The sequence below is a fragment of the Kitasatospora sp. NPDC057518 genome (genome assembly GCF_042802075.1).
Classification (GTDB): domain Bacteria; phylum Actinomycetota; class Actinomycetes; order Streptomycetales; family Streptomycetaceae; genus Kitasatospora.
Window position 1 is genome coordinate 1 of record NZ_JBHVEU010000298.1, and the last position, 10,968, is coordinate 10,968.

General features: G+C 74.4%; 10 protein-coding genes. 5 read left to right on the plus strand and 5 right to left on the minus strand.

The window, feature by feature from the left end:
• Positions 1-96 precede the first annotated feature (96 nt).
• Entirely contained in the window at positions 97-4,083 is a 3,987-nt protein-coding gene (locus ACFU7Z_RS26675) for a Pls/PosA family non-ribosomal peptide synthetase (RefSeq protein ID WP_380780150.1), read from the minus strand.
• A 416-nt stretch (positions 4,084-4,499) separates the two neighbouring features.
• Between ACFU7Z_RS26675 and ACFU7Z_RS26680 the strand changes: the two genes are divergently transcribed.
• The gene (locus ACFU7Z_RS26680; RefSeq protein ID WP_380780152.1) at positions 4,500-5,237 is read left to right on the plus strand and encodes a histone deacetylase; all 738 of its coding nucleotides are present in this window, start codon (positions 4,500-4,502) and stop codon (positions 5,235-5,237) included.
• A gap of 67 nt (positions 5,238-5,304) precedes the next feature.
• Positions 5,305-6,090 (plus strand): hypothetical protein, encoded by a 786-nt coding sequence (locus ACFU7Z_RS26685; protein ID WP_380780154.1) that lies wholly within the window; start codon positions 5,305-5,307, stop codon positions 6,088-6,090.
• Positions 6,091-6,172: 82 nt separating this feature from the next.
• Here the strand turns inward: ACFU7Z_RS26685 and ACFU7Z_RS26690 are convergent, their stop codons facing one another.
• Positions 6,173-6,691, minus strand: coding sequence for a SixA phosphatase family protein (locus tag ACFU7Z_RS26690; RefSeq protein ID WP_380780156.1), 519 nt, complete (start codon positions 6,689-6,691; stop codon positions 6,173-6,175).
• A 195-nt stretch (positions 6,692-6,886) separates the two neighbouring features.
• The gene (locus ACFU7Z_RS26695) at positions 6,887-7,363 is read right to left on the minus strand and encodes a carboxymuconolactone decarboxylase family protein (protein ID WP_117485235.1); all 477 of its coding nucleotides are present in this window, start codon (positions 7,361-7,363) and stop codon (positions 6,887-6,889) included.
• 170 nt (positions 7,364-7,533) lie between these two features.
• Between ACFU7Z_RS26695 and sigJ the strand changes: the two genes are divergently transcribed.
• A complete protein-coding gene (gene sigJ, locus ACFU7Z_RS26700; protein ID WP_380780158.1) occupies positions 7,534-8,475 on the plus strand; it encodes an RNA polymerase sigma factor SigJ in 942 nt (313 codons plus the stop codon).
• Positions 8,476-8,565: 90 nt separating this feature from the next.
• Here sigJ and ACFU7Z_RS26705 read toward each other — a convergent pair whose 3' ends face one another.
• Entirely contained in the window at positions 8,566-9,009 is a 444-nt protein-coding gene (locus ACFU7Z_RS26705) for a hypothetical protein (protein WP_380780160.1), read from the minus strand.
• Between the two features lie 441 nt (positions 9,010-9,450).
• Here ACFU7Z_RS26705 and ACFU7Z_RS26710 point away from each other — a divergent pair, with 441 nt between their 5' ends.
• On the plus strand, positions 9,451-9,714 hold the full coding sequence (locus tag ACFU7Z_RS26710; RefSeq protein WP_380780162.1) for a hypothetical protein: 264 nt from the start codon (positions 9,451-9,453) through the stop codon (positions 9,712-9,714).
• Here ACFU7Z_RS26710 and ACFU7Z_RS26715 read toward each other — a convergent pair.
• Positions 9,708-10,328 carry a DUF2306 domain-containing protein gene (locus ACFU7Z_RS26715; protein ID WP_380780164.1) on the minus strand — a complete coding sequence of 207 codons (621 nt, stop codon included), beginning with the start codon at positions 10,326-10,328 and terminating at the stop codon, positions 9,708-9,710. The two genes, ACFU7Z_RS26710 and ACFU7Z_RS26715, sit on opposite strands and share 7 nt — an antisense overlap.
• A gap of 224 nt (positions 10,329-10,552) precedes the next feature.
• Between ACFU7Z_RS26715 and ACFU7Z_RS26720 the strand changes: the two genes are divergently transcribed.
• Positions 10,553-10,939, plus strand: a complete 387-nt coding sequence (locus tag ACFU7Z_RS26720) for a fucose-binding lectin II (protein ID WP_380780166.1) — start codon at positions 10,553-10,555, stop codon at positions 10,937-10,939.
• Positions 10,940-10,968 lie beyond the last annotated feature (29 nt).

Below are 10,968 nucleotides of genomic sequence, written 5' to 3' on the forward strand. Positions count from 1 at the left end.
GTGCCGGGGGGGGGGGCGTTAAAAATCTCGGGGGGGGGTGTGGGAGGTAGACCGTGACCGCACCGCGAACTCATCGCCCCGCCAGGGTGATTCGCGTCACACCCCGGCGGTGGCCCGGTGGCGGCGCCGGCCGGCGGGCGGGGTGGGGTCGGCGTCCCAGGCGGCGACGGGGTTGCCGAGCCAGCGCCCGCCGCCGGGGACGTTCTCGCCGCGCATGACCAGGGAGGCCGGGCCGACGGTGCTGCCGGCCCCGAGGGAGGCGTTGAGCAGCACGATGGAGTGCGGGCCGGTGGTGGAGCCGGCGGCGAGGTGGACGGGGCCCAGCCGCATGACGCGGTCGTGGAAGAGGTGGGTCTGCAGGACGGTGCCGCGGTTGACGCTGGCGCCGGCCTCGACGGTGACCAGGTCGGTCTCGGGCAGCCAGTGGGTCTCGCACCACACGCCGCGGCCGATGCGGGCGCCGAGGCTGCGCAGCCACACGTTCAGGTAGGGGGTGCCGGTGATGGTGTGGCCGCCGAAGGGCATGGCGAGTTCCTCGACGAAGGTGTCGTAGAGCTCGTTGCGCCACACGAAGGAGGACCACAGGGGGTGTTCGGCGACGCGGAAGCGTCCGACGAGCAGCCACTTGGCGGCGGTGGTGACGGCGCAGGCGACGACGGCGGCGGCGGTGAGCACGAGTCCGGCGGTGCCGAGGGCGACGGCCAGGCCGTAGTCGTCGCGCAGTTCCTGCAGGGCGGCGAGGACGAGGTCGCCGAGCAGGGCGGCGAGGACGATCGGCAGCAGCCGGCAGAGTTCGACGCCGGCGCGCGCCCACATCAGGCGCCGGGGCGGGTTGTAGGTGCGGGCGTCGGCGCCGGTGTCGGCGACGCGGGGCAGCGCGAAGGCGGGGCGGCCGAGCCAGGAGGAGCCTTCGGGGGCGTGGGCGGGGGTGTCGGACAGGACGCCGACGAGGGAGTTGTCGGGCAGGTGGCGGCCGGGGCCGACGATGCCGGAGTTGCCGACGAAGGAGCGGCGTCCGACGTGGGCGGGGCCGAGGCGGAGCCAGCCGCCGCGCAGCTCGTACGGGGCGACGAGGGTGTCGTCGGCGAGGAAGGCGCCGTCGTCGACGCGCATCAGGCCGGGCAGGGCGAGCACGGTGGAGGCTTCGACGCGCCGTCCGACGCGGGCGCCGAGCAGGCGCAGCCACACCGGGGTGAAGAGGCTGGCGTAGAAGGGGAAGAGGGTGCGCCGGGCGGTGTCGCTGAGGCGGCTGACGGCCCAGGCGCAGAAGGCGACGCGGCCGGTGGCGGGGTGGTGGCCGGGGCGCAGCGGGAGGGACAGCAGGCGCACGAGGAGCGCTATGAGGGTGGCGTAGCAGACGACGGTGAGGGCGGCCAGCGGGATGGTGGCGGGCAGGAGCTGGACGAGGGCGCCGAGCAGGGTGGCGTCGCTGTCGATCATCGGGTAGACGATGGCCAGGGCGGGCAGCGCGGCGAGGATCGGGACGAGGCCGAAGAGGGCGAAGGCGGCGCCGTAGGCGAGGTTCCAGCCGCGTGGGGCGGGGGCGGGGGCGGTGGGCCAGTCGGCGGGGGCGGTGGTGTCGGGGCGGGCCGGGGAGCCGGTCCAGTGGGCGCCGGGCGGGACGGCGGTGGTGGCGGTGACGCAGGAGCCGGGGGCGATCTCGGCGCCGGCGCCGATGCGGGCGCCGGGCATGAGGGTGGCGCGGTGGCCGATGCGGGCGCCGTCGCCGATGTCGATGCGGCCGAGGTGGAGGGTGTCGCCGTCGAGCCACCAGCCGGCGAGGTCGGCTTCGGGTTCGACGGAGGCGTGGGCGCCGATGCGGGCGAGGCCGGTGACGGGGGGCAGGGTGTGGAGCTGGGCGCCGGGGCCGACGCGGCAGCCCAGGGCGCGGGCGTAGCGGGGGGCCCAGGGGGTGCCGGCGAGGGCGGCGGTGCCGAACATGGCGGTGTAGCGTTCGGCGGCCCACAGGCGCAGGTGGACGTGGCCGCCGCGGGGGTGGCTGCCGGGGCGGATGCGGGCGGTGAGCAGGCGGGCGCCGGCGGCGGCGAGCAGGGTGCGGCCGGGGGCGCTGTAGAGGAGGAGCAGGCCCGCGCCGACGGGCCACCAGGAGCTGTGGGGGGCCCAGGCGAGGTGGCTGCCGGTGAGGTTGTCGAGGGCCATCAGGAGGAGGATCCAGCGCAGTCCGGCGAGGGAGAACATGCCGAGGAGCAGGAGGGTCTGCCACAGGCCGGCGCTGCGGGGGGTGCGGCGCACGGTGCGGCCGCGGACGGCGGAGGAGGCGGCGGCGCCGGCGGCGGTGTCCTCGGGGGCGGCGGCCGGGGCGAGGGTGTCGAGGTGGGCGGCGAGGTCGGCGAGGACGGGGTGGGCGTACAGGTCGGCGACGGAGACGCCGTTGTGCCGGGTGCGCAGTTCGGAGACGAGGCGGGCGGCGGTGAGGCTGGAGCCGCCGAGGGCGAAGAAGTCGTCGTCGGGGCCGGGGGCGGTGCCGAGCAGGCGCTCCCAGTGGGCGGCGAGCCGGCCGGCGGTGCCGTCCAGGGCCCGGGCGGCGGGGGCGGTGCCGGTGGTGGCGAGCGGCCAGGGCAGGGCGTTGCGGTCGACCTTGCCGGAGGTGCGGGTGGGCAGGGAGTCGACGAGGGCGAGGACGGGCACCAGCGGGGCGGGCAGGCGCTCCAGCAGCCGGCGGCGGGCGGTGGCGAGGTCGGGGGTGGTGCCGGGCCGGGCGACGAGGTAGCCGACGAGCAGGTCGGCGCCGGCGGGGGTCCTGCGGACGGCAGCGGCGGCGGCGCGCACGTCGGGCAGGGCCTGGAGGGCGGCGTCGATCTCGCCGAGTTCGATGCGGCGGCCGCCGAGTTTGACCTGGTCGTCAGCGCGGCCGAGGAAGATCAGGCCTTCGGGTTCGTTGCGCACGAGGTCGCCGCTGCGGTAGACGCGGGGCGAGGCGAGGGCGGGGTGGGCGCTGAACTTCTCGGCGTCCTTGGCGGGGTCGAGGTAGCGGGCGGTGCCGACGCCGGTGATGAGCAGTTCGCCGGTCTCGTACCAGGGGACGGGGTGGCCGGCCTGGTCGACGACGGCGATCTCCCAGCCGTCGAGGGGGGCGCCGATGCGCACCGGCTGGCCGGGGAGCATGCGGGCGGCGGTGGCGACGACGGTGGTCTCGGTGGGGCCGTAGGTGTTCCAGAACTCGCGGCCGCCGGTGGCGAGGCGGTCGACGAGTTCGGCGGGGCAGGCCTCGCCGCCGACGATGATCAGGCGGACGGCGTCCAGGCACTCCTGCGGCCACAGGGCGAGCAGGGTGGGGACGGTGGAGACGGCGGTGATGCGCCGGCTGACGAGCCAGGGGCCGAGGTCGGTGCCGGCCTTGACGAGGGAGCGGGGGGCGGGCACCAGGCAGGCGCCGTGGCGCCAGGCGAGCCACATCTCCTCGCAGGAGGCGTCGAAGGCGACGGACAGGCCGGCCAGGACGCGGTCGCCGGGGGCGAGCGGCTGCTGCGGGAGGAAGAGGCGGGCCTCGGCGTCGACGAAGGCGGCGGCGCTGCGGTGGGTGACGGCGACGCCCTTGGGGCGGCCGGTGGTGCCGGAGGTGAAGATGATCCACGCGTCGTCGGCCGGGGCGGGCCAGGCCGGACGGCCCGAGGGGCGGGCGTCGGTGGGGGCGTGCAGGGCGCGCCCGGGGCCGAGGACGGCGCAGACGGCGGCGTCCTGCCAGATCATCTCGGCGCGCTCGTCGGGGTCGTCGGCGTCGACGGGCACGTAGGCGGCGCCGCAGCGCATGACGGCGAGGATCGCGATGTAGAGGTCGGCGGTGCCGGAGGGGATGCGGACCCCGACGCGGTCGCCGCGGCCGATGCCGTGGCCGGCCAGCTGCCCGGCGAGGGTCTCGACCTCGTGCAGCAGGGCACGGTAGTCGAGGACGGTGTCGCCGGTGTCGAGCGCGGGCGCGCCGGGGTGCGCCTGCGCGGTGGCGGCGATGATGTCGAGCAGGCTGCGGGGGTGGGCGGGCTGGGCCGCCGGCCAGCCCGCCACGGGGCCCGGGTTCGGGCGGTGCAGCGTGCCGGGGCCGGCCGTTTCGTGGCGTGCGTCCATGGATGGGTTCCTTGGCTCCGGGGTCCTGGGGGCGCGTACGGGTATCACGCGGGGTGACGTCTTTGTCACCTGCTGGGTGCGCCCACTCACCATGACTCCGCTGGGAGTCGGCTGGATGCAGTGAGGAATCGATCAAAGAAAATTCTCATCATCGATGCCACGCGAGGGCAGCAACGGTATGAATCGAATGCTATTTCGCTGGTTTCCGATCGTTTTCGCTGGTGAAGAGTAATCGCCGAATACCGGAGCGGTGCGACGGGAGCGAGAAGAGTGATGAACACCATGGCGACCGATTCGCTACCAGTAGTGAAGGGGCCGCTGCCGAATCGGGGGGTTCTGGTCGGATCACTGGCGTGTTCACGGTTTTCACATATTCCTGTGGGAGTCTTTCGCGGCCCACACCGCGGCTCCTTCCTGTGAGCGGGCTGGGCAGCGGCGCGCCCGACTGGGATTCGGCTGGGCGAGACCGGAACCGGGACCTGGACCGTGACGGGCAGGGCGGCGGGGAGAGCGGTACGGAGAGCAGCGGGGAGAGCGGCGGGGAGGTGCTCGTCTGGTACGTGGCGTACGGCTCGAACCTGCACGCCGCCCGCCTCGCCCGCTACCTGCGCGGCGGCCGCCCCGACGGCGGGGCGCAGACCCACCCCGGAAGCCGCGACCCGCGCCCGCCGCGCCGGGCGGTGGCCACCGTACTGCCGGGCGTGCTCTACTTCGCCGACCACTCGCTCACCTGGGGCGGCGGCTCGGCCTTCTACGACCCGGCCCTCCCCGGCGAAGTCCCCTGCCGGGCCTACCTGGTGACGGTCGGTCAGTTCAGCGACATCGCCGCCCAGGAGATGCGCCGCTCCCCCGGCACCGACCTCGACCTCGCCCCGGTGCTCGCCGCCGGGCGCGCCGAACTGGGCCCGGGCCGCTACGAAACCCTGCTGCACGTCGGCGAGTCGGACGGCCACCCGCTGCTGACCTTCACCGCCGCCCGGGGCGTGGCCGGCGCCGAGCTCAACGCCCCCACCCCGCCCTACCTGCGCACCCTGGCGGCGGGCCTGGCCGAGTCCCACGGCTGGGGCCCCTGGCGCACGGCCGGCTACCTCGCCACCCGCCCGGGCGCGGCCGGGCACTGGACACCGGCGGAGGTGGCGGCGCTGCTGCTGTAGGCGCGGCCGTGGCCCGCGCCCCGGACCCGGCCCGGCCGCTGTCGGCGGGCGCCGCTACCGTGCCGCCATGACCTACCACCCCACCGCGCCCGCGGATGCCGACTGGGACCGCCAACTCGCCGACGCCTTCGCCGCCTTGCTCGGCCGCCCCCTCGCGGAGTACGACCCCGACGCGGTCTACGCCGCCTGCGTCACCGGCAACCTGCTGTACGAGACCGGCTTCCGGCGCGAGCACGCCTGGGTGCGCCCGGCGGCGCTGCGCGGCGAGGAGCCGTTCGCCTCCCGGCTCCACCTGTTCGACGAGGCCGAGGGGACGCCGGTCTTCGACCCGAGCCGCTCGGTCTTCGAGTTCCGGCCGTCCGACGCCGGGGCGCATCTCCCCGAGGGCTTCGCCGCCGCCGTCGAGGCCGCCTGCTTCAGCCCCGGACTGCTGCGGGGCGCCGACCTCGCCCCGCTGCTGGAACGGTACGGCGTCGACCTCACCGACCCGGCCCTGGCCGGTACCTGGGAGGTCTACGCTCCCCTGCTCGTCTCCGACGGCACCCTCCTGGACGCCCTGTGCACGGCCTTCGCCACCGGCCGCACCCCCGGGGAGCTGATGCCCTTCACGGCGGAGCCCGAGGAGGAGTGGGAGGAGGAGCTTTCCGTGATCGGGAACCCCGAACTGCGCACCCACCTCGGCTACTTCTGCACCGACGGGGAGACGGGCCTGATGCCCGTGTCCGCCGACACCACGGCCTTCGGCCTGGACGACGAGGGCTGCGAACCGGTCGCGGGGTGGGAGGACGGGCACGGCCAGGTCGAGATCACCGTCATCCGGCTGAGCGACCACGTCGCCGGGCCGCGCCGCTGACCCCGGCCCGATGCTGCCGCCCGGCGAACTGCCGGGCGGCACAGCCGTGTTCGGGCGGTTTGGGTGCCTTGCAGTGCGGGTGTCAGGCGTGCGGCATCCAGAAGGCGGTGAGCCGGCCGACGCCGTGCTCGACGGCCTTCCAGCTGCCCTGGAACTCCAGGACCGCGATGGCCGAGGTCGGGAAGCCGGAGCGGTTCATCCGCGCCAGCAGGTCCCCCTCGGCCTCGCCCGCCAGGGCGTCGGCCAGCGCGTGGACGCCGGGGTTGTGGCCGACCAGGACCAGGTCCCGCACCTCGTCGGACTGCTCGTTGAGGAGCGCGATCAGCTCCCCGAGGCTCGCCTCGTACACGCGCTCCTCGGCGACGGTCTTCGGCACCACCGGGAGCTCGGCGGCCGCGAGCCTCCAGGTCTCACGGGTCCGCACGGCGGTGGAGACCAGCGCGAGGTCGGGGGTGATGCCGGCGCCGGCGATCCAGCGTCCGGCCGCCGGCGCGTCCTCGCGGCCCCGGTCGGCGAGCGGGCGCTCGTGGTCGTCCACGTCGGGGTGCTCGGCCTTGGAGTGGCGCAGCACGACGATCCGGCGCGTCGATTCCTCGGACATGGACGTCTCCCTCGGTTCCCGGAACGGGCGGTTCACCCGGACCAAGATCGTAACAGTCCGTACTGACGGTCCGTCGGGTGGAACGCGACGGGTGCGCCGCCCCGGGCGGGCGGCGCACCGCCCGGGCCCCGGCCTCCCCACCGGCCGTACCCGGCAGGCCGGTTGGGGAAGGAGCGGGGCCCGGAGCCGCGCCGGTCAGTGGTGGTACATGCCGACCTCGTAGCCGCCGCCGGGCTGGCGGATCATCACGTTGGCCCGGTTGAAGGCGTTGATCAGCGCGATCGCGCAGACCAGTGCCGCGAGCTGCTCCTCGTCGTAGTGCTTGGCGGCGTTCGCCCACGCCTCGTCGCTCACCCCGCCGGCCGCGTCGGCGAGCCGGGTGCCCTGCTCGGCGAGTTCCAGCGCGGCGCGCTCGGCCTCGGTGAAGACGGTGGCCTCGCGCCAGGCGGCGACCAGGTTGAGGCGCACCGGGTCCTCGCCGGCGTGCACGGCCTCCTTGAAGTGCATGTCGATGCAGGCGCCGCAGCCGTTGATCTGGCTGGCGCGCAGCCGCACCAACTCCTGGACGGTGTACGGCAGGGCCGACTCGGCGATGGGCTTGTTGGCCGCGATGAGGTGCTTGAGGACCTTGCCGATGACGGGGCTGGCGAAGGGGTTGAGGCGGGGTTCCATGGCGTGCTCCTCGGTCGCTGTTCCGTTTGCTGCCCCTTGAGACAGGACGGCCCGCCGTTCTGTGACATCCCCCGGCCGCCCGGGCTCCGTGACCTGCGCCACACCACCCGCCAGTGGGCCCCGGCGGGCCTCGGATAGCCTGCTGGCCACGGTCGGGACAGGGGGTCCACATGACGGGTACGGCGGGTGCGGCGGGCGTGGCCGGGTACCGTCCGCTGCTGTTCTCCATCGCCTACGGGATGACGGGTTCGGTCGGCGACGCCGAGGACCTCGTCCAGGACGCCTTCCTCGGCTTCACCCGCGCCGACCGGGCCGGCACCGCGATCGCCGACCCCAAGGCGTACCTGACCACGGCCGTCACCCGCCTGGGCATCAACCACCTCACCTCCGCCCGGGTGCGCCGCGAGGCCTACGTCGGCGAGTGGCTGCCCGAGCCCGTCGTCACCACCGCCGAGCGGCCCGGCCCGGCCGAGCACGCCGAGCTGGCGGACACCCTGTCGATGGCGTTCCTGGTGCTGATGGAGGCCCTCTCGCCGGTCGAGCGCGCGGTGTTCACGCTGCGCGAGGCCTTCGGGTACGGCTACCCGGAGGTCGCGGAGATGGTGGGGAAGAGCGAGGCGAACTGCCGTCAGATCCTCGCCCGCGCCAGGAAGCGCCTGGCGCCCGCGGCGCGCGAGGACGAGGCCGTCGCCCCGGCCCCGGCCCGCCGTGCGGAGGGCGAGGAGCTGGCCCGCCGCTTCTTCGAGGTCGCCGAGGGCGGCGACCTGGACGCCCTGCTCGGCATGCTCGCCCCCGACGTGGCGTTCCAGGGCGACGGCGGCGGCAAGGCCCGCGCGCTGGCCCACTCCCTCACCGACCCGCGCCGCGTCGCCCAGCTGCTCGTCGGCGGCCTGCGCCGGGTCCGCCGCCTGGGCGCGCGCCTCGTCCCGGCCCGGGTCAACGGCCGCCCGGGCGCGGTGGTGTACGACGCGGAGCAGCGCGTGGCCGGCGTCATCGAGCTGGACATCGACGCCGACGGCGCGGTGCGGTCCGTCCACGCCGTGTCCAACCCCGACAAGCTCGCCCACCTCGGGCCGGTCTCGGGCCTGGGGCTGCTGCCGGCGCCGAAGTAGCCGGGCGACGGAACGGCCCGGGCCCTGGCAACCACCGCCCGGGCCCGGGCCGTTCGTCGTACGGGTGCGGCCGGAAGGCCGGCCGGAAGGTCAGAGCGCGGTGCAGACGGCGGTCGCGCGGATGGACTCGGTCCCGGTGCCGGTGTTGGTGCCGCGCACGACCCAGGAGTTGTCGGTCGCGTAGGAGTCGGTGACGAAGATCCGGAAGGCGCTGGTCTGGCCGCCACCGCCGGTGGGCACCTCCCCGGACGGACAGCTGACGATGGCGACCCCGTTGTCCCCGGGGGCCACGTCGATCCAGTCGCCGACGACCTGGTCGTGCGCGGCCATCAGCGCGGGGCTGACGGCGGCCGGGCCGTGCGGGACGACGACGGTCGGCTTGACGTTGGGCTTGCCCGCCGGCTCGCCGACGGGCTCTCCGACGGGCTTGTGGCTGGGCTTGCCGTCGGCGACGGCGGCCACGGTGCCCGTGGCCAGGACACCGGTGACGGCGACGGCGAGGGCGGTCAGGACGAGGGGCTTCATACGGGCCACGGGGGCTCCTGAGGGTTGCGGCTCGGGGTGCGTCGACGCGGGGCCGTTCCCCGCGTCGAGCCCGATCCGTACCCGAACCCCCGACTCCGGCGCGGAGGCCCGCCGTACCGGCTACCCGGGCGGAGGAACACCGCTGCCCGACCGGGCTAGCCGGGGCCGGAATCCCCCGGTTCGATCAAGGAAGCCGTCCACGGGGGAAACCCGGGCAACCGTCACCTCGGCACGTTCCGGCACTTCATCGCCGCGGCCCGCGTCATCGGCCGGTGCGACGCCCCGCGCCGCCTCGCGCTCGGCGCCGGGGTCCGCCTGGTCGCCGCCTGCTCCGACTCCCCCGCCGGCTCCCCTGCGCCCGACACCGGGAAGCCCACCGTCGCCGAGCGGGAGAGCACGCTGGAACTCATCCCGAGCGAGCCGTCGGACAAGGAGCCGTTCCGCGCCCGGATGCTCAAGAGCTGCGAGATCTACACCAGCGGCCAGCCGTGCCCGATGTGCATGAGCGCCATCTACTGGTCCCGGTTCGACGCCGTCTACTTCAGCCAGGACCTGCAGGACACCCAGGACATCGGGTTCAGCGACGAGTACCAGTACGACGACTTCAAGAAGCCCATCGAGGAGCGGAGCATCCGCATGGAGCAGTTCTGCCCCGAACTCGGCAAGCCCGCGTACGACGCGTGGAGGGCCAGGCCCGACAAGCACCCCTACTGACCTGTCACCACCTCCGCGACGGCGCGGCGGGGGCGGGTGAACCAGCAGGCGAGCAGCAGGTTGGGCACCCAGCACAGCCAGGCGATGGCGGTGTAGGAGGTGCGGAAGTCCAGGTGCGCGGCTGTCGCGGCGACCAGCATCAGGCGCAGCGTGACGGCGGCGAAGGTGAGCGCGAAGCTGCGGATCATCCAGTGGCGGTGGTCGGCCACCCGGCCGTCGAGGATCGCCCGCAGCCCGGCGTTGCCGGTCACCAGCCAGGCCACGGCCAGGCCGACGAAGCCGAGCCTCGCGACCGCTCCCCCGTACGCGACGGGCGCCAGCAGCAGCGCGCCCACCCCGCCGACCAGGCAGCCGAGCAGGTAGACGACGCCGATCCGGCGGTGCAGGCGGGGCCGGCGCTCGCGCAGGCGGGCGGAGAACTGCCAGGGCCCGACCGCGAGTGCGGTGATCGCGCCGAAGATGTGGATGTAGAGCGGGACTTCGTGGCGCAGGTAGGTGGCGCGCTGCTGCTCGAAGAACCCCGCGGGGTCGAAGCTGAAGTACTTGGCGGAGATCACGGCGATGAGGGTGGCGAGCACCGTCATGACGGCCCAACCGGCCCGTGTGATGCGCATGGACCGAGTGTCCGGCCTGTCGGCCCGGGCCGACATCCGGGTTGCCCCCGAGAGGAACCCCCAGAGAACCCCACCTCCCTTACGGGGGTTGGCACTTGGCGCCCGATGTCAAGATCGTTCCCTCGAAAGTGTTATTCCGGAACGGAGTTCCTTGGAATCGATCGCGGCGCGGCTAGCGTGAGCGGTGATCACCACGAGAACTCCCCACGGAACGAAGGAATCCCATGTCCGACGCCTATGTCCTCGTCAAGGGCAACACCGCCGAGATCAGCCTGCCCGCCGGCGCCCAGGTCACCGTCAAGGCCAAGACCAACTCGTCCAGCGCCCAGAAGGTGCGGCTCACCAACCAGGACGGCACCGTGGGCCTGGAGTTCGTCGGGGCCGGTGAGCGCAACACCGTCATCGGCCAGGAGACCATCACCGGGCAGGCCGGCCTCACCGCCGTCTTCGAGTTCAGCGAGGGCGACGGCGTCTTCAAGCCGAGCAGGCTCAACTCCGGTGGCCCGTACGAGATCGGCGCCTACAACCTGATGGTGCTCGTCGCCGAGAACGGCGACGACGCCGACTACAACGACACCATCCTCGAGTTCAGCTGGTACACGCCGAAGTAGCCGCAGGGGCGGCAGGCACGCCTCCGGCC

Coding starts and splice junctions, on each gene's coding strand:
- ACFU7Z_RS26675 (WP_380780150.1), bottom strand. CDS start 4,083: ATGGACGCACGCCACGAAACGGCCGGCCCCGGCACGCTGCACCGCCCG.
- ACFU7Z_RS26685 (WP_380780154.1), top strand. CDS start 5,305: ATGACCTACCACCCCACCGCGCCCGCGGATGCCGACTGGGACCGCCAA.
- ACFU7Z_RS26690 (WP_380780156.1), bottom strand. CDS start 6,691: ATGTCCGAGGAATCGACGCGCCGGATCGTCGTGCTGCGCCACTCCAAG.
- ACFU7Z_RS26695 (WP_117485235.1), bottom strand. CDS start 7,363: ATGGAACCCCGCCTCAACCCCTTCGCCAGCCCCGTCATCGGCAAGGTC.
- sigJ (WP_380780158.1), top strand. CDS start 7,534: ATGACGGGTACGGCGGGTGCGGCGGGCGTGGCCGGGTACCGTCCGCTG.
- ACFU7Z_RS26710 (WP_380780162.1), top strand. CDS start 9,451: ATGCTCAAGAGCTGCGAGATCTACACCAGCGGCCAGCCGTGCCCGATG.
- ACFU7Z_RS26715 (WP_380780164.1), bottom strand. CDS start 10,328: ATGCGCATCACACGGGCCGGTTGGGCCGTCATGACGGTGCTCGCCACC.
- ACFU7Z_RS26720 (WP_380780166.1), top strand. CDS start 10,553: ATGTCCGACGCCTATGTCCTCGTCAAGGGCAACACCGCCGAGATCAGC.